Origin of the sequence: Wolbachia pipientis (genome assembly GCF_030373985.1) — a bacterium.
GTDB lineage: Bacteria > Pseudomonadota > Alphaproteobacteria > Rickettsiales > Anaplasmataceae > Wolbachia > Wolbachia pipientis_D.
Map to the genome: position 1 here is coordinate 129,294 of NZ_JAUCRB010000002.1, position 22,805 is coordinate 152,098.

Annotated in this window: 23 protein-coding genes and 1 tRNA gene; 12 read left to right on the top strand and 12 right to left on the bottom strand. The window is 34.6% G+C overall.

What is annotated here, in order from left to right:
• Positions 1-7: 7 nt before the first annotated feature.
• Positions 8-280 (bottom strand): 30S ribosomal protein S15, encoded by a 273-nt coding sequence (rpsO, locus tag QUS22_RS02445; protein ID WP_289513408.1) that lies wholly within the window; start codon positions 278-280, stop codon positions 8-10.
• A 12-nt stretch (positions 281-292) separates the two neighbouring features.
• Positions 293-1,156 (bottom strand): tRNA pseudouridine(55) synthase TruB, encoded by an 864-nt coding sequence (truB, locus tag QUS22_RS02450; RefSeq protein WP_289513520.1) that lies wholly within the window; start codon positions 1,154-1,156, stop codon positions 293-295.
• Between the two features lie 147 nt (positions 1,157-1,303).
• On the opposite strand from truB, the gene QUS22_RS02455 reads away from it, so the two are divergent.
• Both QUS22_RS02455 and petA read left to right on the top strand, forming a co-directional pair.
• Positions 1,304-1,993: a hypothetical protein gene (locus tag QUS22_RS02455; RefSeq protein WP_289513409.1), complete on the top strand. Its 690-nt coding sequence runs from the start codon at positions 1,304-1,306 to the stop codon at positions 1,991-1,993.
• Positions 1,994-2,853: 860 nt separating this feature from the next.
• Positions 2,854-3,453, top strand: a complete 600-nt coding sequence (gene petA / locus QUS22_RS02460; RefSeq protein ID WP_289513411.1) for a ubiquinol-cytochrome c reductase iron-sulfur subunit — start codon at positions 2,854-2,856, stop codon at positions 3,451-3,453.
• Positions 3,454-3,838: 385 nt separating this feature from the next.
• On the opposite strand, the gene recA is transcribed toward petA, so the two are convergent.
• The 5 genes from recA to QUS22_RS02485 all read right to left on the bottom strand — a co-directional run bounded on the left by recA (position 3,839) and on the right by QUS22_RS02485 (position 8,212).
• Positions 3,839-4,906, bottom strand: coding sequence for a recombinase RecA (gene recA / locus QUS22_RS02465; RefSeq protein WP_289513412.1), 1,068 nt, complete (start codon positions 4,904-4,906; stop codon positions 3,839-3,841).
• Positions 4,907-5,096: 190 nt separating this feature from the next.
• Complete coding sequence (locus QUS22_RS02470) at positions 5,097-6,128, bottom strand: extracellular solute-binding protein (protein WP_289513413.1); 1,032 nt, start codon at positions 6,126-6,128, stop codon at positions 5,097-5,099.
• 735 nt (positions 6,129-6,863) lie between these two features.
• Positions 6,864-7,373: a hypothetical protein gene (locus QUS22_RS02475; protein WP_289513414.1), complete on the bottom strand. Its 510-nt coding sequence runs from the start codon at positions 7,371-7,373 to the stop codon at positions 6,864-6,866.
• A gap of 499 nt (positions 7,374-7,872) precedes the next feature.
• Positions 7,873-8,013, bottom strand: a complete 141-nt coding sequence (locus QUS22_RS02480; protein WP_289513415.1) for a hypothetical protein — start codon at positions 8,011-8,013, stop codon at positions 7,873-7,875.
• Positions 8,014-8,047: 34 nt separating this feature from the next.
• On the bottom strand, positions 8,048-8,212 hold the full coding sequence (locus QUS22_RS02485) for a hypothetical protein (protein WP_289513416.1): 165 nt from the start codon (positions 8,210-8,212) through the stop codon (positions 8,048-8,050).
• Positions 8,213-8,707: 495 nt separating this feature from the next.
• Between QUS22_RS02485 and QUS22_RS02490 the strand changes: the two genes are divergently transcribed.
• Positions 8,708-9,316 carry a 50S ribosomal protein L25/general stress protein Ctc gene (locus tag QUS22_RS02490; RefSeq protein ID WP_289513417.1) on the top strand — a complete coding sequence of 203 codons (609 nt, stop codon included), beginning with the start codon at positions 8,708-8,710 and terminating at the stop codon, positions 9,314-9,316.
• Positions 9,317-9,318: 2 nt separating this feature from the next.
• Positions 9,319-9,867, top strand: a complete 549-nt coding sequence (pth, locus tag QUS22_RS02495; RefSeq protein WP_289513418.1) for an aminoacyl-tRNA hydrolase — start codon at positions 9,319-9,321, stop codon at positions 9,865-9,867.
• A gap of 94 nt (positions 9,868-9,961) precedes the next feature.
• On the opposite strand, the gene QUS22_RS02500 is transcribed toward pth, so the two are convergent.
• Positions 9,962-10,037, bottom strand: a tRNA-His gene (locus QUS22_RS02500).
• 103 nt (positions 10,038-10,140) lie between these two features.
• On the opposite strand from QUS22_RS02500, the gene QUS22_RS02505 reads away from it, so the two are divergent.
• The 3 genes from QUS22_RS02505 to QUS22_RS02515 all read left to right on the top strand — a co-directional run bounded on the left by QUS22_RS02505 (position 10,141) and on the right by QUS22_RS02515 (position 15,117).
• Entirely contained in the window at positions 10,141-10,986 is an 846-nt protein-coding gene (locus QUS22_RS02505) for a cytochrome c biogenesis protein CcdA (RefSeq protein ID WP_289513419.1), read from the top strand.
• Positions 10,987-11,089: 103 nt separating this feature from the next.
• The gene (gene murJ, locus QUS22_RS02510; RefSeq protein ID WP_289513420.1) at positions 11,090-12,583 is read left to right on the top strand and encodes a murein biosynthesis integral membrane protein MurJ; all 1,494 of its coding nucleotides are present in this window, start codon (positions 11,090-11,092) and stop codon (positions 12,581-12,583) included.
• Positions 12,580-15,117: an AsmA family protein gene (locus QUS22_RS02515; RefSeq protein ID WP_289513421.1), complete on the top strand. Its 2,538-nt coding sequence runs from the start codon at positions 12,580-12,582 to the stop codon at positions 15,115-15,117. Before murJ ends, QUS22_RS02515 begins: the two co-directional genes overlap by 4 nt.
• 130 nt (positions 15,118-15,247) lie before the next feature.
• Here QUS22_RS02515 and QUS22_RS02520 read toward each other — a convergent pair whose 3' ends face one another.
• On the bottom strand, positions 15,248-15,592 hold the full coding sequence (locus QUS22_RS02520; RefSeq protein ID WP_289513422.1) for a hypothetical protein: 345 nt from the start codon (positions 15,590-15,592) through the stop codon (positions 15,248-15,250).
• Between the two features lie 26 nt (positions 15,593-15,618).
• Positions 15,619-16,329, bottom strand: coding sequence for a heme ABC transporter permease CcmC (gene ccmC, locus QUS22_RS02525; protein WP_289513423.1), 711 nt, complete (start codon positions 16,327-16,329; stop codon positions 15,619-15,621).
• Between the two features lie 130 nt (positions 16,330-16,459).
• Between ccmC and QUS22_RS02530 the strand changes: the two genes are divergently transcribed.
• The 5 genes from QUS22_RS02530 (at position 16,460) to QUS22_RS02550 (ending at position 20,289) form a co-directional block, all read left to right on the top strand.
• Positions 16,460-17,278, top strand: coding sequence for a pyruvate, water dikinase regulatory protein (locus QUS22_RS02530; RefSeq protein ID WP_289513424.1), 819 nt, complete (start codon positions 16,460-16,462; stop codon positions 17,276-17,278).
• A gap of 69 nt (positions 17,279-17,347) precedes the next feature.
• Entirely contained in the window at positions 17,348-17,476 is a 129-nt protein-coding gene (rpmJ, locus tag QUS22_RS02535; protein ID WP_289513425.1) for a 50S ribosomal protein L36, read from the top strand.
• A 179-nt stretch (positions 17,477-17,655) separates the two neighbouring features.
• Entirely contained in the window at positions 17,656-17,970 is a 315-nt protein-coding gene (locus tag QUS22_RS02540; RefSeq protein ID WP_289513426.1) for an FtsB family cell division protein, read from the top strand.
• 67 nt (positions 17,971-18,037) lie between these two features.
• Positions 18,038-18,688, top strand: coding sequence for a protocatechuate 3,4-dioxygenase (locus tag QUS22_RS02545; RefSeq protein WP_289513521.1), 651 nt, complete (start codon positions 18,038-18,040; stop codon positions 18,686-18,688).
• Positions 18,689-18,825: 137 nt separating this feature from the next.
• The gene (locus QUS22_RS02550; RefSeq protein ID WP_289513427.1) at positions 18,826-20,289 is read left to right on the top strand and encodes a leucyl aminopeptidase; all 1,464 of its coding nucleotides are present in this window, start codon (positions 18,826-18,828) and stop codon (positions 20,287-20,289) included.
• Between the two features lie 255 nt (positions 20,290-20,544).
• Here QUS22_RS02550 and rho read toward each other — a convergent pair whose 3' ends face one another.
• A complete protein-coding gene (gene rho, locus QUS22_RS02555; protein WP_289513428.1) occupies positions 20,545-21,960 on the bottom strand; it encodes a transcription termination factor Rho in 1,416 nt (471 codons plus the stop codon).
• Between the two features lie 201 nt (positions 21,961-22,161).
• The gene (locus tag QUS22_RS02560; protein ID WP_289513429.1) at positions 22,162-22,734 is read right to left on the bottom strand and encodes a cell cycle transcriptional regulator TrcR; all 573 of its coding nucleotides are present in this window, start codon (positions 22,732-22,734) and stop codon (positions 22,162-22,164) included.
• Positions 22,735-22,805 lie beyond the last annotated feature (71 nt).

Sequence of the window (22,805 nt, forward strand, 5' to 3'; positions counted from 1 at the left end):
TCCTCGATTATTTTCTAATGCCTAACTTCTCTATTAATCCCTGGTAGGCTTCATTACCAAATTTGCGCTTTATATAATTTAAGTGTTTGCGTCTTCTACCTATCAATATAAGTAAACCACGCTTAGAGTGATGGTCATGCTTGTGCACTTTAAAGTGCTCAGTTAAATTACTGATCCTCTCGGTTAAAATTGCACATTGTACAAAAGAAGAACCTGTGTCATTTTCTTTAATTGCATATGTATTTATTAAATTCTTTTTCTTTTCGGATGTTATTGACATCTAAACCTCATTTCAAATATTAAAAACTCGAATAGGCTTTACACAACCATAAGCAAAACTGCAAATTGCAATAGGTACATTACCCACTATTGTGCACAAAATATCATAATTCTTTAAATTATGCAAGTTATTTAACACGATTTCCTGACCTTTTCTGATTTTCTCCGCTTCTTTTGGGGAAATTTTAACTTTAACCATTGTCTCTAAGACTGGTACGATAGGAATAATTTTATCTTTTTTTATAAACTGCTCAATTGTCACTGATTCAGTTTCTCTAAAATTACCTACCATAGTCCTCCTTAATTTCTTAACATATCCAAAACAATTTAATGCAATTCCAAGATCTCGAGCAATTGATCTCACATATACACCGCTACCGCACGTCATAGAAAAACCAGCACTATTATTTATAGTATCAACAGAGATCAATTTCAGTTCATATATTCGCACCAAGCGGGGCTTTATATTTACTTTTTGTCCACTTCTTGCTAATCTATATGCCCTTATCCCATTGATTTTTATTGCTGAAAATTGAGAAGGAGTCTGTATTATCTCACCAACAAAGTTCTTGATTGCACGATTTATTTGATTATATTCAGGCTTTATATTACTAATTTTAATGGTGTCACCATCTAAATCGTCAGTGGTTTTTTGCTCTCCCCATTTTATTGTGAAATCGTATGCCTTTGAACCGCAAGATAAATATGGTATAGTTTTTGTTGCTTCACCAAGAGCAATTGGCAACACACCTGAAGCTAAGGGGTCAAGCGTCCCCAAATGACCGGCTTTTTTAATTCCAAAAATCTTTTTAACTTGGGTTACAGCTTGTGCAGAGCTAATTCCTATTGGTTTATCGAAATTCAGCCAGCCGTGTATCATATAACAATTGTATATAATTAATAACAATTTAAGAAGCAGTTCGAAATATAATTACTATTAAATTATTATAAAAAAGACTTGACTAACATATATTGTCAGTATAGAATTAAGTTATTGTTAACTTTAATTTAGGAGAAAGTTATTATGACTAAAGAACTAAGTATATGGAAGTGGAAAAATACAGTACCTATAACAAAGATAGGTATTGAAAGTACAGCTGCGATTGCATCTTTAGCAGCAGCAACAACAACGATATTAGTTGCTACTAATGTGATTGCTGTACCTGTGTTCTTAATGTCTGTTGCTAACCCTGTTGGAATTGCAGCTCTATTTGTTGCTGCTGTATATTTTACTGCGCTGGCTTATTCATCATGTCAGCAAATGCATGCAGTAGAAGGGGCTCAGGGTAAAGATAGTAAGAACGATAGGAATGTAAGCTTCTCTGAACTTGTTGATGTTGTAAGGGGCATTAATATTGTTGAAGAAAATGGAGCATTACTCCTGAAGTTTTCTTCAGATGACGATCGTGCAGTATTGCTAGGTGAGAAAAACGATCAACCTATATTCGTGACCTTCAAAGACAAAGATGGCAAATACCTATCCAAAGGTCTCAAATATAAGGTTGAAGATAATAATGTCATTGTAATATCAATTAATGAGAAAGAAGTAAAGAATCTTGCTGAAGTAAAAGGAGTGTTAGGTGTGGGTGGAAAGGCTAATCTACCATCAATTGCAGTAAGTAATAAAACCCTTAAAGCTTTAAAAGATGGCGTATCAGCTAACTTACAAGAGGTTGCAGTAAATGCAGCTATATTTGAAGCGCTGGGAAAGTAAAGTTAATGTTAAGGAGAGGTAGAAATGTTCTATCTCTTCCTTTTTCCTTTCACTTAGCCTTGTAAAGGCTAACGTAGCCTGTTCAAGTTTTTAATTATGTATCCATCAAAATCTATAGCTTCTGCCTTTTTTAAAAGATGTCATCCAAGTAGCTGACACTGGAATTACATCATTATAAGGTGAACCAGTGCCACGTGTGACATCCCTCTTGCACTCTTAAACCACAACCAATCTAAACATTAAGAAATTTACTAAATGAAAAAAAAGACAAAAAAGCCCGCGTTGCGAGCTTAATCCTCCAATACTTTAAGTTGGCGCTGTAATAATTTACTGACGCTTAGTTTAAGCACAATTTGGCTGAATGTAGAAAAATCTTCAAAGACATACAGCCCCAATAATTTGATGTAACTCGCCAAAAAACACTTTAAGTTTTTTACTGAATTTTGTCATTGCACTCGCGCGGATCAAAAACAAATTCTGAGTCAGAAACACCCTCGATGCCATCGTAAGGGGCTGGCAAGATTTGTCAAGTAGTCTTTAGTCCGTTCTCCTTTTGCTTTCAAAATCATAACTGTCCTTACAGTTGTGGGTAAGTCTTGAGGGTGTTTAAAATCCCATATCTTCAATTCTTCTATCCTTATCAAGATTTAAAAAGGCAGAAGGTAGTTTTTGATTTTTTCAATTAATTTATCTATACAAGTTGTATTATCCTCTTTTATCACCAATCTTTAACATACTGATTTACCTTCCATTCATATACCTACCATTCAATATATCACTCTTTGTATAAAAGTAAAGTTTTTGTTGATTAATATACAGTATTTAAGTTAGAATGTATACTCATGGCTTAATGGAGAGTGATGAACAAGAAATTAACTAGAAATAAAAAATCACTGACAAACAAGAAAGATGAAAAAGCGCTTCCTGTTAAGGGTCTTACTAAGAGTAAGAGCAGGAGAGATTTTATAACATTAACCACATGCGCTATGGCAGGCATAGGGATTGTAAGTGGGCTTTGGCCACTGGTTAAGTCTATGAACCCTTCCGCTGAAGTTCTAGCAATGTCTACAGTTGAGGTTAACTTATCTGATATTCACGAAGGACAAGAGAAAAAAGTAAAATGGCAAGGTAAGCCAGTATTTATTCGCAGACGTACAAAGCAAGAAATCAAGGCTGCAAGAGCTGTGAATGTAGAAAGTTTAAGGGATCCTGAATCAGATGAGCAAAGAGTATGCAAAGGAAAAGAGGAATGGTTAATTATGATTGGCATATGTACCCATCTTGGGTGTGTACCAGTTGATCACACTACAAAAGATGGTAATGGCTGGTTCTGCCCTTGCCACGGTTCATATTACGACACATCAGGTCGAGTAATTGGGGGGCCTGCACCAAAAAATATGGCTATACCTGATTATTTTTTCCCAAGTGAAAATGTTGTGGTAATAGGCAGGAAGGCTTAGTATAGAGGCTTACACCTTTAGGCCTAGTGTATAACAACTGTTTTTGAATCACTGTAGCATGGGTTTTTTCTTAACTAAGCGGCCTATGTACTGTAACCTTTAGGATGTTGAAAATTTACCTTAAGGCGTCATTCAAGCCGACGTACAACTGTACGAACATTTCGATATAAGAGTAATTTGCACCAAGAAAGATGTCATCCAAGTACCAGGATCTAGAAAACTTAACTCTAAATGAGCACGCCAAGTGGCTGCACAATAAAAACTAGATGCCAGTGCTAGCTGCCTAGATGAAACGTTTTTGCTTAAAACTGTAACGTTCACATAGTTGTAAGAGACATGACGAGTATATACTGTAATACCTACCCAATACAAACTTTAACTAAAACTAGAAAGCTGATTCTTCTACAAGCTGTTCGCTCTCCTCTTCTATTGGGATAGAACTATCATGATTTTTGAATAAATCTTTGATTTTCATCTCTACTTCACTTGCAATTTCTTTGTTTGCTTTGAAATAATTTTTTACATTCTCCCTTCCTTGCCCAAGGCGCATGTTATTATATGAATAATAAGCGCCCGCTTTTTCAAGTACACCAAGTTTTGCTCCTATATCTATTATCTCTCCAAGTTTTGATATGCCTTCATTGTACATTATATCAAATTTAGCTTCTCTAAATGGAGGAGCAACTTTATTTTTTACAACTTTAACTCTCGTTTCATTGCCTGTGATATTGTCTTTATCTTTTATTGCACCAACTTTTCTTATATCAAGCCTTACAGAAGTATAGAACTTCAATGCATTTCCACCCGTGGTAGTTTCAGGATTTCCATATACCACCCCTATTTTCATACGAATTTGGTTAATAAATATTAATATGCAATTCGTTTTTGAAACTGCGGAGGTAAGCTTCCGTAGCCCATGACTTAGAAGTCTCGCTTGCAATCCCATGTGTTGATCGCCCATATCTCCCTCAATTTCAGCTCTTGGAGTTAACGCTGCAACAGAGTCGACAATTATAACATCAATTGCGCCAGAACACACTAAATACTCAACAATATGTAGTGCCTGCTCTCCAGTGTCTGGTTGTGAGATCACTAAATCATCAGTGTTTACTCCGAGCTTATGAGCATACATAACATCCAATGCATGTTCTGCATCGACAAATGCACATAAACCTCCTTTTTTTTGTGCTTCAGCAATCACATGCAAAGCAAGAGTAGTTTTGCCAGAACTCTCATGGCCAAATATTTCAACTATACGCCCTCTTGGCAATCCCCCAACACCCAGAGCTGAATCAAGCGCAATCGACCCTGTTGATATCGTATCTATTTTCTCTACAGGGTTTTGCTTCAGCTTCATTATTGCACCTTTACCGAATGCTTTTTCAATCTGGCTTATTGCATTATCTAATGCTTTCAGCTTATCATTATTTTTTTCTTCTTGGTTGCTTGACATAGATCATTTACTCATTTGTATAATTTCTATGATAATTAAACGTGAACATCCTGCCAAGGGTTTTTTAATAATGAAGATATCGCTATAGCTGACCCAAATAAGGTTTCCCCAAGTACCAAAAAACAGAGTCAATAGCAAGGTTAATACCAGACCAAAAGTTCGTCAGCATTTTTCTTACGGTAGCTGGACATTATCTCCATTTACATTCGTCCGCTATAATAACAGCCTCCAAAAGATGCTTCTCAAGTTTACTTAGAGGTAAATCACTTTGTAAATAATCCCCCCAGGATTTTAATATATCAGAAGCTTCAACACCTTCAATAACAGGATACTCTTGGTTTTTTTTAGCATACAACTCTTGAGCCCGTTTGCTGACTAAAAACTCCAGTAGTGCTATAGCATTTTCTCTATTCTTCGCATTTTTTGTTATTGCTGCTCCACTAATGTTTACCATTACGCCGGTATCATCTTGATTAGGAAAAAAAGCCCCTAGCTTGTTTGCAATATTCTTTTTATTTCCATACTTTGATGAAAGGATTCTTGCAAAGTAATAGCTATTTACTATTGCAATGTCTCCTTCACCAGCAGCTACAGCGTAAATCTGATCAGTATCACCACCACTTGGTTTTCTTGCCATATTGCTCACAATTCCACTGACCCACTCCTTTGTCTTCTCAAAACCATTGTTTGCAATCATAAAAGCAATCAATGACCGGTTATACGGGCTCGTGGAAGAACGTACCAATATTTTTCCTTTCCACTTTTCATTTGCTAAATCTTCATAAGTACTTAAATCTTTAGGGTCTACTGATTCTTTATTATAGACCAATATTCTAGTTCTTTTTGTGAGGCCAAACCAATAACCTTCACTATCTCTAAATTTTGCAGGTATAGCGTTTTTTAAAACCTCTGAATTTACTTGGGATAAAAGCCCTCTTTTTTTTGCTAAAATTAAGTTCACTGCATCTGCAGTTAAAAATAAGTCAGCTTCACCGCCATTTTCCATGCGTGAAAGCAATTGGGAATAGTCATCGATAATATAACGTACCTTAACACCCATATTTTTTGTAAACTCATCAAATAAAGTACGTACTAACTCCTCTTTACGTGATGAATAAACATTTACCACTTGTGAATCGTCAGTTCCGCTATTTTTGTATAAATAAGCGATGACTACTAATACAACTGCTATTAGGAGTGTGAATATTAAAGCTTTTTTCATGTCGAATAAAATAATTTCTTTTAACTAAAGTTACCAAGATGGTGCAACTTTATCAAGTGTAAAAGATATAGCTAGTATAATCTAGATTCACCAAAGTTGAAATAATCAAAATTATCATTCCAGCGCGTAATGCTAGGCCATGAAAGCTACAAAAATTTGCTTGACAAACCTCACTGCCCCCTTAACCTTAGCATTAAGGGTATTTTCAAATCAAAACTTGTTTTTGACCTCCAAGTTCAATGACAAAATTCAATAAAAAGCTTGGGTGTTTTTTGGCGGATTACACCAAATTATTAGGGCTATGTGTCTTTTAAATTTTTTCTACATTCAGCCAAATCGCGCTTAAGCTAAGCGTCAGCACATTATTACAGTGCCAAAGGTCAAGACTCGCTACTCGTGGTTTCTTTGCTTTTTTTCTCCATTTAGTAAGTTTCTTAATATTTAGATTAGTTGCAGCTTAAGAGTCCAAGATAGTGTCACGCGTGACACTGGTTCACTTTCTGATGGTGTCATTCCAGTGTCAGCTACTTGGATAGCACCCTACTGGTGGAGACTGCTCTAAAATTACAATGTTCGTACAGTTGTATGCCACGCACTGGGATAACAAGAAAGGAGCGCTTGGATGACACCTTTCCTGTAAGGTATTTTAGCTCTAATATCTTACGTAGTGAGTACAAGTTGAGCATTAAAGTATGATGTGTTAAGTAACTTGTAACACCTTGTATAAGAGGAGTATTATACATTTGCTGCTAATAAATTATTATTTTGCAAGTCATCCACTTGTAAGTTATTCAGCTTACCATCTATACCAAGTTTTGCATTCGGGTTATTTGATTCACCTAAATTATTAAGTCTCGCACCTGATGTATCTGACAAGTTATTTTGCTTATTCCTTTCACTTTTAACTCCCTGATAGATGCAGAAGCCAATAAAACTAATCGCCGCTACAGCAACAACGCTGGCTACTATACAACAAGTCAACATTATTTTTTCTTGTTCTCCTACTGCCTCCGTGAGTGTCTCCACTTTTTCTTCCAAACCTGTAAAGTTTTCCTGCAAACCGTTTAAGTACTCGTGTATATTTTTAAACTGCCCAGCATCAATCTGTTGACTTTTTTGCAACCCTTTTAATGCACTAAACGCCTTTTGAAACTGCTCAGCATCGACCTGTTGAGCTTGTTCTAGAGCTTTTATTTTCAATTCATCAGAACCGAATAACAAATCATGAAGCCAATTTGTTGACATTTTTTACCCCATAGCTAATTAATATATAATAATTTTATATTTTCAATGGTTAAATTATTATTAAACCGACTGTTTATAAAATATAAAGATCTTTACACTAAGAAACGTCGTTATGACCAATCCTCTGATTATCAATTGTCTGTCCCTGGGCAAGATACTCACCTCCATTTTTAATAAAGTCAACATCACACGATTGAAACATGTGTTTCAATTCACGGTTAAAGGTAAGCTGAGCAATGTTTTGCTCAAAGAAATACAAATTTTATCGGGCTTAGAGTAGAGTACTGCACATACTGTGTCTTTATCAGGCCTAGCTTGGATTAGTTATTCAATTTTCTCTTTACCTAACTTCTCCTCTAACCTTGCCTTCATTTCATCCTGGTTAAGTATATTCCGCTTATACTTATCACAAATCTTTTTCAATATAAGTGAATCTGTAACAGCTATTATGTCATTACCATTTTTATCAGCTAAAATTCAGGTATCGTTATATCACCTCCTATACCTCTTTGTTCCTCATTTCTTCCATAAAGTTTTTTCTCTGTTCTCTATACTCATCATTACTGATGCTATCAAGAACATCAAAATCCATATAAACTACTCCTTCTTCCATTTGAGACCCTTTTTGCTCACATAGCATACAATAAGCTCCAATTATACAGGAAGGTATCAATTTAAATTGAAAAGTGCGTTCTTTCCTCAGGCTTCTTGTTATACATGTCATAAAAACAATCTTGAATGCTCATATCCTTTCCACTTATTTCCCACCCTTGACCAAATTTCTTCCAACAAGAGTCATATTTAGAGTCATGTAGATCTATAACATTTACTCCATCCACCCCTTTGAATTATCTCCTAATTGCCCGATTTGGCCTGACTTAAGCCCCGGTCTATTTACAACTAAAAAGATATCTTTTTCTTTGTTAACCCCTTGTTTATGTCTAATTAATACATCCACGTAGTTGTGTTCGCTATTTTTACCATCTGGAAACATTTTTTCAATGTCTTTTGGAACCCATGTTACAATAATCGGTGCTTTATGGGTAAAATTTTTACTTTTTTATCTACATTCATAAATCTTCTAATAATGTTTAACATACTTTATAGTATAGTAAGATTATTAATAATCATTGGACTTTCAGGAAAAACAATGAGATATAAATCCTTTTGGACGCAATAAACTGCGTCCATGTGCTTTCAGCCCAGAGCAAGTTTTAAAAAGAATTCTAGTTTACTTTCTTGCTTAATACAAAAGAATGGAGTTTGAAATAAACATTTTTATGTTATATTATTACTAAATTATACTAAAAGGATTAGCTAAATAGGAGCAATCGATGGCGCAACAAGAAATGGTAACAATTAATACGGAATTACGTGATGTAAGAAAAACAAAGGCGATGCATTCTCTAAGAAAGGAAGGAAATATCCCTGCAGTTATATATGGTAAAGGACATGATAATGTAAATTTAACATTGTCTGCAAAGGAATTTACGAAGCAATATAAATCAGGCTCTCTTTCTGCACATGTAATAGAACTGAACATTTCAGGCAAAAAAGAATATGCCCTTGTTCGCAATATTCAATGGCATGTAGTAAAGGACACTATACAACATGTTGATTTTCAGTTTGTTGATAAAGGTAGTGAAATCAAAATAGATATACCTTTATCATTTATAAATGAAAGCAAATCTCCAGGAATCAAGCTAGGTGGAGTGCTAAATGTTTTATGTCGTTCTATCACTGTTAAATGCTCTCCTGACAAAATACCTCAAGCTATAGAAGTCGATTTATCCGGTAAAATGATTGGCCAATCTATACATATAAATGATGTAAAATTGCCAGAAGGTATTAAGCTTGGAGCGCATGAGGAAGAAAACTTTACCGTTGTTACAATTTCTGCTGCCGATAGTGACGTTGAAGAATCTCAAGCAGAAACAGAGTAATAGTGTATCTGATAGTTGGGCTTGGTAATCCAGGCAGCCAATACGAACTAACTTATCACAGTATTGGTTTTATCATTGTTGATGCAATTTGTAAATGTTGGAATTTTCAGTCATTCTCTAAAAGAGTCGATTATTTGATAACCTCTGGCATAATCAATGAAAACAAAACTATGCTGCTAAAGCCCTACTCATTTATGAATAATTCAGGTATTCCTGTTGCAAAAATACGAAACTTTTACAAATTTTCTCTAGACAATATCGTTGTTATACACGATGATGCCGACCTGGAACTCGGAAGGATAAAAATAAAGAAAGGTGGCGGCTCTGCTGGACATAACGGACTTAAATCTATAGATAGCCTCATTGGCAACGATTATTGGCGCCTGAGATTTGGAATAGGTAGACCAGATGATCAAAGAAATCTAGCAGATTATGTATTGTCCAAATTCTCAAGCTTTGACAATATCATCCCATTAGTAGAAAAGATAGCAAAAAACATACACTTATTGCAGCAAGGAGATAAAACAGCTTTTATCAGCTCAATTGCATAACGTTATAAAGTTGCCCGAAGACTAGGTTAAGGTCGCTAAGCAGGTATATAGAAATATACCTGCTGCTTATATTTCTGCCAAGCAAAAACCTTAGTGGGGCGAGCGACCAGGATCGAACTGGCGACATTCAGTACCACAAACTGACGCTCTACCAACTGAGCTACGCCCGCCAAAGTATAAAACTTCTAACATCTCAGCACAAAAAGTCAATTGACTATTTAAGCAAATCCTTTTACTTCAAACTATATTGAAGTTTTCGTTACATGTAAAATCGTGAGTTTTCTAATAAATTCAGCATTCGCGTTTATTGGTGGTGTGGCACTTAACTTTATGCCTTGTGTTTTTCCTGTTTTTTCTCTAAAAGCAATAACAATAATTAATGGTCTTAGTAACTCTTTTAAGCTAAAATTAAATGGAATAACTTACACACTTGGAGTATTGACTAGCACATTAATATTGTCCTCAACGCTATTAACGTTACGTGATGTATGTTGTACAGTAAACTGGGGGTTTCACATGCAACCTTCTGTTTTTGTGCCAGTATTATTATATGTAATGTTTGCAATAGGCTTATGTTTTTGTAGCTTGTTCGACATCACTCTTATACTTTCTCATTCAAATAAAGCTAATAGCAGTTTTTTTGGTGGAATGCTCTCAACGCTGTGTATAACTCCCTGTGTTACGGCCTTTATGGCACCTGTTATAGGTTTTGCTCTTACTCAATCATCAATATTTATTTCTGTTGGCACTTTTTTATTTCTTGGCCTTGGTATTTCATTCCCATACTTAATTATATCATTTTTTCCTAACACGCTCGAATTTTTACCAAAACCTTATCAGTGGACGGAAGCATTGAAGCATGTCTTATTTCTCACTGTATCTTTATCTGTTACTTGGCTGTTTTGGGTGCTGATTAAAGAGTCAAATACAGTACCTGTACTAACTGGACTTTCAAGTTTTGCATTTAGCATATGGATATGGATTTTCAACAATGGTATAAAACCGTCTATCAAACCTGTTATCTATACACTATTCTTACGTTTAATCTATTACCGCTCATCTTATCCGAGACAGCACAACGAACCATCTTTCAGAAGAATTCACAGACCCAGAAAATAAATCTCTTTCAAGCATAATTTACTGAAATACCTTTATTTATGTTTTTATTATTATAGTCAATTATGTTGACACTAAGTATGATCTGGAGTAGTGGTAAATAGCAATGCTTAAAAATATTTTCACACTTAGTTTTTTTACAGCTATTTCAAGAACCTTAGGGTTAATAAGAGATGTATTGATTGCCACGGTTGTTGGTGCAACTTCTCTTGCAGATGTATTTTTTTCTTCGTTGCGCTTTGCTAATCTATTTCGAGCTCTTTTTGCAGAGGGGGCATTTACTACCTCTTTTATACCGCTATATTCAACAGAATCGCGTGATAATAAAAAGGCATTTTATTTTGCAAGCAATGTAATATCTATTACATTTGTTATCTTATTAATTTTTTGCTTTATCACGCAGACTCTCTTTCCTTATATGATTCAAGTATTTACTCCTGGGTTTGGCCAAAGCAAGCTTACCCTTACTATAACTTTATCAAGAATTATGATTCCTTACATAATTTTTATTTCAATTGCATCACTTATTGGGGGAATGTTGCAAGTAAAGCAGCATTTTGCTTCAACAGCTATTGCACCGATTATTTCGAATCTCTGTCTAATTATTAGTTTATTTGTGCCTTACATAAAAACACCGGCCCACAATCTTGCTGTGGCCGTTTTGGTCGGAGGGCTTTTGCAACTATTGTTGATGCTGTTTGGTGCATACAAGTTGAAGGCTGCCTTTTTTTTTAGCGTAAAATTGAGTAATGAAGTGAAGTTGTTTTTTAAGCGTGTGATACCAGCAATTATCAACAACTGTGTAACTCAGGTAAGCCTATGGGTTGATACAATCATGGCAAGTTTTATACCAAATGCAGTGTCATATATATATTATGCCGATAGACTAAATCAACTACCACAAGGAGTAATTGGTACCGCAATTGGCACGGTACTTCTTCCTTTAATCTCAAGACAAGCAGATGATACTGAAAATATAGTCAAAATACAGAACAAGGCTCTTAACGTAGGATTGATGTTAATTATGCCAACAACTGCTGCCTTTATTATTATTCCCGACATAATTTTACTTACGCTTTTTTCTTACGGTAAATTTGATCACTATGCAGTGCAGCAAACCGCCCCTACGTTGATAGCACTTTCTTTTTCTTTACCTGCATTTACTATAAATAAAGTATTGCTACCCACGTTTTTTGTTAAAGGCAATTTAAAAATACCAACTATATTCTCACTAGTGAGTCTTGGAGTTAATATAGTGCTAAACCTTCTGTTAATGAACAAGTACGAACATACAGGAATTGCTATCGCTACTTCTATCTCCTCTTGGATAAATACTATTTTATTAGTTAGTTATTTAACAATAAATAAAATTTATAAGGTTAGCCAAGTATTATTATTAAATATTGTAAAAATACTTGCCGCAACAGCAGTTATGTCAATGGCTCTTTATGTTTCTAGTCTCTTATCAGCAGAATTATTTTTTGATAAAGTATTTGCTCGTGCCATTTATTTAGCAGCTTTAATAGTTTTAAGTGTCATTGTTTATTTTGGTATTCTTAACCTAATGTTTATGGATGATTCTAAGTATATAAGACCATGAGATTTTCTATATACACAGTGTTATCAGTCTTTTTGGTGTTAATCCTTCTTTACATTGCTGCAACTTTTAAGGACTGGAACAGCTACAAGGAACATATTGTGCAAAAATTAGAAAGCACGTACAACGCTAAAGTACATATTGGAGGTAAAGTTGAGGTTTCGCTAATTACTCCAAAGCTCACTATTTATAACGTGTACATACAATGCAACAATAATAAAGAGCAAGAGTTATCAGATTTGATTAGTATAAATAAAATTGAAGTGAGGCCGTCTCTTCTATCGTTGTTTTTATTTTCGTTACAACCAAAGTCAATTACATTATTTGGTATGAAAAGCAGTAAAGAGAATTTTATTAGTATTATAAATGCAAAAGCTAGTAGAGTTGATATAGTAATAAAAGATAGCCAAATAAATTTAAACGATGACTTCGCCAATTATGGCAATATTGTTAGGATAAAAGAGGTTGATGTTAAAAAAAACAGACAATTCTCTGGCAAGGTAAAAGTAGATGATAACAATTATGGTTTTTTAGGAAAGATTGACATCACAAAAAAAAATGTACTCGTTAATGTCAAGTCAGATTTTATAAATTTACTATTTGCAGGCAATAAAAGTCAAGAGAGGCTCCAGGGTAAATTAACACTAACAATTAATAATGGCTCTGATTTTATAAATGATTTAGCAAAAGTTACTAATCTTAGCTTTCTTGCTCATGCCATCCCTAGTGAAAATATCGAGATATCATCCAATATCAACCTTGATGAGAATGAGTTTGCGGCAACCGATTTGAAAATCGATTCCAAAAGCATGCAGGCCAGTGGCATAATACGAAATGATAGAAAAAATAATCACACTAACGTCAATATTAACTTCAGTGAAGTTGACTTAGATTCCATACAAAACAATTCACGAAAAACAACGGATATGAAGGATCTTCTAGAATGTTTGAGAGAGGTCATTCCACAGAACTTGAGTCTAGATTTTAATATGGAAGTTTCAAACATTCAATATCAAAACAGGATATTGGATAAATTTCACGCTATGTTGAAACTTGCTGATGGAGAAATAAAAGTTGATACATTTCTTCAATTTCTTGGGGCCAATAATATATCTTACTTATCAGGAAAAGTCTCAAACAATGAGACTATATCTGAATTTAATGGTGATTTGTTGGTAAAGGGAAATGATTTTGAGTCGTTCATTTCATATTTTTTCCCTTCTATAAAGATGAAAGAAAACGAGAAAAATCAATTCACAATAAGTTCCAAATTACACTTTGCACCTAGGATATTATCTATTTCAAATATTAGATTGCTAAATGGTAAAGAACTTTTGCAAGGATCAATTAGGGTAAATCATTCAAAAAAACACAATGTGATTAATGGTAGATTTAGTGTACATAATCTTAATGCAGATAAATACGATTATTCGTTGTTCAGTAGTTTATCCAAAGTGCAATGGCTGAGAAATCTGAAGTACAATGTAAAGATAAAGACCACTGTTAATGATTTTACGTTAAATGAGACGAAAATTGAAGATTTGGGTTTCTTGCTGAATATAGAAAAGAGTAAGCTAGTTGCAGATGAGATAAAGCTGTTTGGAGAAGGTTTCGATGTTGCTGGTAATATAAAAATATTAGTGGATCAAGAATACATTAAGCCTTTGTTGGATGTGAACCTTACGGGTAATAAATTTAATAGCAGTATTTTTAAATTACCGAATTTAATAGAAGTGAAAAGAGATTCAAGAAGTAAGATAAATCAAATTCAATGGTCAAAAAAGCAGTTTGATTTTTTGGATAATAAAAAAGACTTTGATGCAAATGTACAGTTCAATATTGCAGAACTTAGGACTGAGCAAGATGTTTTGAAGGACTTTAATTTGGATGCGGTGATGATAAATGACACTATTACTGTTAAAAAAGTAGGTTATGCACTAGAACATGGACAAGTGTCTCTTCAGGGTTATTTCAGATCGGATTCAACATATATAAAATTTTTTATTGCAAATTTGGACACTAAGAAAATTGGTGAGGTTATAGGAATTGACAATGTAAATGGTCAGGTAAGCTTAAGTGGTGAAATTAGAACTCAGGGAAAAAGCTTTTATGATTGTGCTAATAATTTATCAGGGGAAATCAAGCTGCAAGCACAAGAAATAGAATTCACTAATATGGATTTCAATTCGTTTATCACTAATTTATTAAGCAGCAAAAATAAATCTGAAATTTCCACTTTTGCTAACGTTAGTATATATAATGGCAGTACATTTTTTGAAAATGTTAGTGGAAAAGCAAGCATTAGAAATGGCATATGTTCAACTAGTTTACAATTTGGAATTGATCAAGCATCAGGTTCTATCTCATCTAATTTAACCTTATCCAACTTCGCTTTAGTTTCTGTATCCAGGTTCTTCTTCATTCCACCAGGTCGTAATAGCCCAGTTTATATTGATATGCATTTAGATGGGCCTATTTGGCGTACTAGGATGAGTTTTGATGAAGATCAAATATTTACTACCCTGAAGAGGAATTAAAAGCATTGAACGTGTTTTCACGCCGATTGAGCAATGGTTCTATGAGTTTTTCATAAAAGTTACGTGCGTTGCGTCATATGTTTCAAGAACTTTGGTAAAATGTTCAAGTAGATCTTCGTTCAATCTTACTCTATTTTCTGATGAGTTGGTTGTTGCTGCTTTCAAAATTAGTTAGGTCACACAACATAACGCGTTCTTCAGTTTCGGTGATAAAGCCGTGCTCCAGCAGTTTTTGACTTAACGCTTTTGACTTGATTGATGGGCTAATCCACCATGCAAAAGGCTGACCTTTAAATCCATTTACAACTCTTTGAACTTTTTTTGTATAGTAATTACCACAAACAATGTTAAACATCGAAGATCCTAACCTACAGTTAATGACTGTAAGGGCCTGATCTGTTTTTACACTAAAACCTACAGCTTCAGGCAGATATTTAAAGTGATTAAAGGTATTTCGCTTAATTTTCTCTAGCATATTTTCCTATAGAATTGCAAGTATTTTTAATACCGCAAACTAATTTCTCTTTTTATCTTACACAAATTAATCAAGTAGAGTGAATACAGTGTCCACACAACCAAAAAAAATGTGGCACAAAATATAAACATTGTAATTAATGGCAGTAATAAAGAACCTTCTATTGCTATTCCACCTTTTCTAAGAATGCTTGCTGGCTGATGGAGAGTAGCCCATAAATTTACAGAAAATTTTACTATAGGAATATTTATAGCACTAAAGATGGCAAATACTGCTGCTGATTTCTTAGCTCTTGTTTCATTATCAAAAGCACTCCACAGCGACAGGTATCCAACGTATAGGAAAAATAAAATCAACATTGAAGTGAGCCTTGCATCCCATACCCACCAAGTGCCCCAGGTCCCTTTTCCCCAGATGCTACCTGTGATTAAACATATTACAGAAAAGACTGTTCCCGCGGGAGCAGCAGCATGTGCCAAAACACTAGCAATGCTATTGTTCCACACTAAGGAAATGAAACTGAGTAATGCAATTAATCCATATATCCCAAGAGAAAGCCATGCAGAAGGTACGTGAAGATACATAATTCGTACAATTTCTCCTTGTTTACAATCCCCTGGGGAGAAGAATAGAGCTAAAAACATTCCAACTAAAAAACATGTAAAACAAATAACTCCAAGCCAAGGTACAGTTTTCTTAGCAAGGCAAGAGAAGCTTGTAGGTTTTAATAAAAACATTTGTCTCAATAATAATTTTATTAAAAATTTATCAATTAATTTGAGCTTTATCAATAGTCTGCATTTACATAGGTCAAAAAATTATCACTATTTCAATAGACGATTGCTGCTAGTATAATACTATTAAAATATGACCTTTAAAAGGCTTAATTTACACTTAGTATCAGATTCAAGTGGTGAAACTGTTATTTCAGTTGCAAAATCAGCTCTCAAACATTTTCGCTCCATAGAAACTATCGAATATGTTTGGTCTTTCGTAAAAGAAGAAGAGCAAATTGATAAAATTTTGGAGGAAATCAATAAGAAAAGTAATGAGCATAACTTTGTTATATGCACTATTACTGATGATGAACTAAGAAAATATCTAAAGGATAACTGTATAAAATTGAAAATTCCCTATAGGGCAATATTATCACATATTATTAGGGAAATTTCGTCCTATCTTGAAATTGAAAAAGATGAAAAGCTTGATTTATATGCTGAAATAAATAATGAATATTTTCAACGCATTGAGGCAATAAATTACACTATTAATCATGATGACGGGCAAAATGTTCAAGATATTGATAAAGCAGACATAGTCTTGATTGGAGTTTCACGTACATCAAAATCTCCTACCAGTATGTATTTAGCTTATCGTGGTTATAGAGTTGCAAATACTCCTTTTGTTAGTGAGGTACCCTTTTATGTTGACTTAACAAAATTAAAGAACAAACTGACGATAGGGCTAACAATAGACGTAAATAGGCTAGTGGAAATACGCAAAAATAGGCTCACTGCAATTAATAATGAAGATAATAATATATATGCTGACCCTAAGGAAGTAGAAAAGGAAATTAAAAAAGCAGAGGAACTCTTTAAGCAAAATAATTGGCCAATTATCGATGTAACACAAAAGTCAATCGAAGAAGTGTCAGCAACGATTATACAGTATTTTAATAAAATGTAAGGAATTTATCAATTGACTAACCCTCTATAAGAGACCATAATGTAAGGTAATTTGGTTCTCACTATAGATATGAAAGTTAAAGGTTCACTAAAATCCCATCGCAGTAGAGATAAAAATTGTAAAGTTGTGAAAAGGGGTGGTAAGATTTACGTTATAAATAAAGTAAAGCCAAAGTGCAAAGTCCGCCAGGGTTCTTAAGTATTGGTTATCTTGAGGTAAATAGAGATTTACAATGTTCACGTATGTGATGTTAGTGCACATTTCGAATATGAACGCTTGGTTTGTCGTAAAAAGGCTCTAAGCTGCAACTGGGGTATTTAGTTTCTTATTTACCCTTTCATGTTATACGTTTTTCAATTTCTTACATGTGAAAGTTGATGTTTGTACCTAAAAAAAGAAAAAGGTTGCTGTGTTTAAGTACAGCTTTACTCATTTCTTTTCTTACACTATATTTCAGCATCAGTACAATCACGGGTAAACGTGGCTTGCTAGCATTAATGGATCTAAAAAAAGAAATAGAGTACAATAAACTTTTGTTAAAGAATATCTCTTTTGAAAAGGAAAAGTTGAGTAATAAAGTGTCTGGCTTATATGAAAAAAGCTTAGATTTAGACCTACTTGATGAACAAGCAAAAGGAGCCTTAGGTTATGTGGACCCTAATGAACTCATGGTTGTCCTCGATATGAAGTAGCAAAAAAGTCTTACCTTCAATGAAAGAAAAAAGGTGCTATAATTCAAGGGAAAGCGTTGTAAACACGATGAAAGTGAAAAATATCTTATTAGCGCTTTTAGTACAGGCTATGTTTGGTTTGTCGTCATTTGCGGCTGATCCCATTTTGCTAAATTGTATTGAAACTCCAGAGATTTATGATCTTGACGCAAGACCAAAAAATTTTAACTCTTCAAACAATTTAAGAAGAAAACCTGGTTCTCCAAATAGAGCAACAGGAGAATTAATAAATATAGTAGGTAGAATCACTGATATCAACTGTTTACCAATACAAAATGCTGTAGTTTCCATATGGCACGCGAATTCACGTGGCGCGAACCATTATGATGAGAATTTAGAAGGTGATAAACTTGATCCAAATTTTGCTGGATCAGGAAGGTTTATAGTAAATAACCTTGGCTATTATAATTTTATTACAATAGCACCTGGCAAAATTGGTGATAGAGCGCCACACATCAACTTTTTGGTTCAACATCCAGATTTTCCAGAATTCACAACACAAATGTTTTTTACTGACTATAACTGTGACAACTGTGCTGATTCTGTTCTCGGAAATTTTATCAACAGCGGGCTTGCAAGCCTTCTAATAGCACCGTTTACTTATAATGATCAGGCAACAAAAACCTACATGTTTAATATCACCTTAGGTGGGTATAACAAGTTCTCCAATAAAAGATAAAAACCCTTGCATATAAAGGCAAGTTCATAGTAATCTCAGGTGTTATTGTATTTAAAGACGTATATGAAAAACATTTTATTAATGTTTTTACTATGCTTTATGTATAGTTTACGTTATTTACAACGGAGATGTCAACAATGAAGATAACAATTTCTAAAGTTTTACCTGATTTTGAAGTACTAGTAATAGGTTGGTTTGAAAATGATGAGTTTATAAATAATGGCAAGGTTCTGCAAGACAAGCAAATTATAGATAACATAAAAAAATTTAGTGACTTTAACGGGAGCTTTGGTGAATTTTTCTCTGTTACTTCATCAGAGGGAAAAAATGTCATAGTTGCTGGGCTTGGCAAGAAAGATGAATGGGATGAAAATAAAGAGCTAAATATTGGCGGTAAGATATACTTCGAACTAAGCAGGTTAAAGATCAAGCAAGCAGCGATTTTAATCGAAGGCAAAGCAGCAAATGTCGCATATGGTGCATTTCTGCGTAGTTTTAAGTTTGATAAGTATAAAACTAAAAAGGATGAAAAAATTACAGAAGTAGAGGAAATTACAGTGCTAGCAAAAGATGAACAATTAAGTAGTGCTGAAAAATCATTCGAGCTGTTAAAACAAGAAGGTGAGGGCATATTTCTTGCACGTGTTTTTACCACTGAGCCACCCAATGTTTTATATCCAGCATCTTATGCTGATCGTATAAAAGACGAACTTACTAGGCTCGGCCTTGAAATTGAAGTGCTTGATAAAAAGCAGATGGAAGAGAAAAAAATGGGGGCTCTGCTTGGGGTAGCACAAGGAAGTAGTAAAGAGCCAAAATTAGTAGTGATAAAATGGAATGGGACCTCCAAGGAGCAAAAACCGGTAGCTTTTGTGGGGAAAGGCATAACGTTTGATACCGGCGGAGTATCACTCAAACCTTCACGTGGTATGGAGTCAATGAAATATGACATGGCAGGTTCTGCTACTGTGACGGGGGTAATGCGTGCTCTAGCTGGACGAAAAGCAAAAGTAAATGCGGTTGGCGTGGTTGCACTTGCAGAAAATGCAGTGGGTGGTAACGCTCAAAGACCAAGCGATGTAGTCACTTCAATGTCTGGACAGACAATAGAAGTGTTAAACACTGATGCGGAAGGAAGGCTCATACTTGCAGATGCTTTGTGGTACACACAAGATAGATTTTCACCGAAATTTATGATTGACCTTGCAACTTTAACCGGTGCTATAGTGGTTGCGCTTGGAAACAACGAATATGCAGGTCTTTTCTCCAATAACGATGAGTTAGCAAATCGTCTTATTGACGCAGGAAAAGAAGTAAATGAGAAGTTGTGGCGTTTTCCTATGAGTGAAACTTACGATAAGATTATCGATTCACCGATTGCCGATGTCCAAAACATCGCTCCTGCAGGCTCAGGCGGTGATAGTATAATGGCTGCACAGTTTTTGCAGCGTTTTGTGAACGACACTTGCTGGGCACATTTAGACATTGCAGGCACGGCCTGGCACGAAAAAGGCACTGATATTTCTCCAAGAGGGGCAGTAGGTTTTGGTATAAGGTTACTCAACAAGTTGGTTAAGAAATACTACGAGGCGAGTAATTAAAGCTTGGGTACTGGAATTTAGCTTTCTAAATTCCAGTATTATCTACCATTGAATTGAACAAGAGTGCTTACTTGCTTTTGTACACTGGTTACTTGTATTTCAATGTGTGACGTTGCTAATCAATTAATTCCCATTCTTGATTATTTGCTTCTCAAGCAGCCCAACATTCGCTCAATTCTCTATTATTTTGTATAGAATTAGTACCCTTCCTTGCAGAGCATGATGAAAGTTGCGTATTTCTCTACCAACTTACTTTTAATTATTCATGGAGTTAAAAAAGTCAGCATTACTTTTTGTTAGAAGTAATTTGTCGCGTAAAAAATCCATTGCTTCAACAGACCCCATAGGATTCAATATCCTACGTAATACCCATATTTTATTTAATATAGCCTTATCAATTAACAGCTCTTCCTTTCTAGTTCCAGATTTTGTAATGTCAATAGCTGGAAATATTCGCTTATCGGCAAGTTTTCTATCAAGTATAATTTCAGCATTACCCGTACCTTTAAACTCTTCAAAAATAACTTCGTCCATTTTTGAACCAGTTTCTATAAGAGCAGTAGCAATTATTGTTAAAGAACCGCCATTTTCAATATTACGGGCCGCTCCAAAAAAACGTTTTGGTCTTTGCAGCGCGTTTGAATCTATACCACCAGTTAGAACTTTTCCAGATGAAGGAATAACTGCATTATAAGCACGCGCAAGACGGGTTATAGAGTCGAGCAAAATTACCACATCTTTCTTATGCTCAACCATTCTTTTAGCTTTTTCTATTACTATTTCAGCAAGCTGTACATGACGGTAAGCAGGTTCATCAAATGTTGAGCTTACTACCTCACCCTTCACAGAGCGCATCATATCTGTCACTTCCTCAGGCCTTTCATCTATAAGTAATACTATTAATTCTATTTCGGGATGATTTGTAGCTATAGAATGAGCCATTTGCTGAAGTAATATCGTTTTTCCTGCGCGAGGTGGAGCAACTATTAATGCCCTTTGTCCTTTTCCAAGGGGTGCAACTATATCCACAGCACGCATATTTATATCTTTTTTACTATCTCCGCTGCTGTTGTTTTCAAGAATTAAACTCTCCTCAGGATAAAGAGGTAGCAAATTATCAAAATGGACGTACTTTCTTAACTCACTTACTTCAGTAGAGTTTATACTTTGGACCTTAGTTAAAGTAAAATACCTTTCTTTATCACCAGGGGGTCTTATTTCTCCGTGTACCATATCTCCTGTACGCAAATTAAACTTTTTTATCTGCCCATTGGAAATATAAACATCATCAGTACTTGGAGCGTAATTTGCACTTGCTGAGCGTAAAAAACCGAACCCATCAGGTAATATTTCCACTACCCCGCTTCCTGTAGTAACGCCTCCTTCTTCGCTCATTTTCTTCATTAAGCTGAATATCATTTCCTGCTTCAGCATTCTGCCATTGCTTTTACCATTAGTCGAAATTTTTCTCTCTTCAGCTAGATCCAACAATTCTTCTGCTGTTTTTTCTCTCAGTTCGCCCAGATCTAGTGTTTTACTGTTTTCCTTCACACCTTCATTTGTTATTTGTTTTACCAGGCCGTTATCGCGAATTTGCCCACTTTTTTTTACTGATTCTGGTTCAGTTGTAACCTTTTCTTTTGCTAAAATATCTTCATTGACTGTTGTCATAGCCCTCCAAAAATCTTAATTGATGTTTACTAACCTAAAATGCGACTACAAGATAATAAATTAGGCTGAGCTAATTTTCAGGAAGTATCAAACTCAATTGCTATTAAGCAACTTACTTTAGCTAACATTATACCAATAAATACTAGCGAGTCAAGTTAATTTAATATTAACAAGGTGTGGAAATAAATAATTTGAAAAACTCTAGTAATTTTCCTTTATATTTCTTAATCTTTCTTGTTTTTCTTCTTTTACTTTCGCTTTTTCTATTTCTGCTTCTAAAGCTTCTTGACTACATAAGCCCAATAGTACAGGATCTTGAGGTCTTATATTTTGCATGTTATAGTGAGACCCATTTCTCACCCGTTCCACCGTATAATTTGTTGTACTGATCAATTTAGCTATAACATTGTTGTCCAAAATAGGGAATCTTTTTATCAAATAATAAATCGCATCAGGTTTATCTCTACGTCTTGATACAGAGGCAAAGCCAAAAATGTTAACGACTGATTTACTCCTTTTTTTCACATTTTTTGCAATCAAACTTGGTATACGACTTGGATTTTTTTTACAATTATCAATTTCTTTTTCAGTTATTATTTCAGAAGTAATAGGATTAAATTTCTCAACATCTACTTCCCCATCAGCTATAGCTTGCACTTCTTCAATAGCTAGCTTACAACATTGTGCTATTTGATAAAAAGTTAAAGCAGTATTATCTACTAGCCAAGCAGCAATTTGCATTAGAAACTTCTTATTTTTATCACTATTGCCCATAGAAAGTTCTGTTGATTAATTAGCTGCCATTTAAAATATTTTCGTCGTTACGTAGAACTAAAATATAAGCT

Excerpts from the sequence above, each read along its gene's own strand:
- murJ (WP_289513420.1), top strand. The coding sequence starts at position 11,090 with ATGCTTAAAAATATTTTCACACTTAGTTTTTTTACAGCTATTTCAAGA.
- QUS22_RS02490 (WP_289513417.1), top strand. The coding sequence starts at position 8,708 with ATGGCGCAACAAGAAATGGTAACAATTAATACGGAATTACGTGATGTA.
- QUS22_RS02520 (WP_289513422.1), bottom strand. The coding sequence starts at position 15,592 with ATGCTAGAGAAAATTAAGCGAAATACCTTTAATCACTTTAAATATCTG.
- QUS22_RS02560 (WP_289513429.1), bottom strand. The coding sequence starts at position 22,734 with ATGGGCAATAGTGATAAAAATAAGAAGTTTCTAATGCAAATTGCTGCT.
- rho (WP_289513428.1), bottom strand. The coding sequence starts at position 21,960 with ATGACAACAGTCAATGAAGATATTTTAGCAAAAGAAAAGGTTACAACT.
- QUS22_RS02515 (WP_289513421.1), top strand. The coding sequence starts at position 12,580 with ATGAGATTTTCTATATACACAGTGTTATCAGTCTTTTTGGTGTTAATC.
- QUS22_RS02475 (WP_289513414.1), bottom strand. The coding sequence starts at position 7,373 with ATGTCAACAAATTGGCTTCATGATTTGTTATTCGGTTCTGATGAATTG.
- QUS22_RS02480 (WP_289513415.1), bottom strand. The coding sequence starts at position 8,013 with ATGCTATGTGAGCAAAAAGGGTCTCAAATGGAAGAAGGAGTAGTTTAT.
- recA (WP_289513412.1), bottom strand. The coding sequence starts at position 4,906 with ATGTCAAGCAACCAAGAAGAAAAAAATAATGATAAGCTGAAAGCATTA.
- rpmJ (WP_289513425.1), top strand. The coding sequence starts at position 17,348 with ATGAAAGTTAAAGGTTCACTAAAATCCCATCGCAGTAGAGATAAAAAT.
- QUS22_RS02540 (WP_289513426.1), top strand. The coding sequence starts at position 17,656 with ATGTTTGTACCTAAAAAAAGAAAAAGGTTGCTGTGTTTAAGTACAGCT.
- ccmC (WP_289513423.1), bottom strand. The coding sequence starts at position 16,329 with ATGTTTTTATTAAAACCTACAAGCTTCTCTTGCCTTGCTAAGAAAACT.
- QUS22_RS02530 (WP_289513424.1), top strand. The coding sequence starts at position 16,460 with ATGACCTTTAAAAGGCTTAATTTACACTTAGTATCAGATTCAAGTGGT.
- petA (WP_289513411.1), top strand. The coding sequence starts at position 2,854 with ATGAACAAGAAATTAACTAGAAATAAAAAATCACTGACAAACAAGAAA.
- QUS22_RS02545 (WP_289513521.1), top strand. The coding sequence starts at position 18,038 with ATGAAAGTGAAAAATATCTTATTAGCGCTTTTAGTACAGGCTATGTTT.
- QUS22_RS02455 (WP_289513409.1), top strand. The coding sequence starts at position 1,304 with ATGACTAAAGAACTAAGTATATGGAAGTGGAAAAATACAGTACCTATA.
- rpsO (WP_289513408.1), bottom strand. The coding sequence starts at position 280 with ATGTCAATAACATCCGAAAAGAAAAAGAATTTAATAAATACATATGCA.
- QUS22_RS02470 (WP_289513413.1), bottom strand. The coding sequence starts at position 6,128 with ATGAAAAAAGCTTTAATATTCACACTCCTAATAGCAGTTGTATTAGTA.
- QUS22_RS02550 (WP_289513427.1), top strand. The coding sequence starts at position 18,826 with ATGAAGATAACAATTTCTAAAGTTTTACCTGATTTTGAAGTACTAGTA.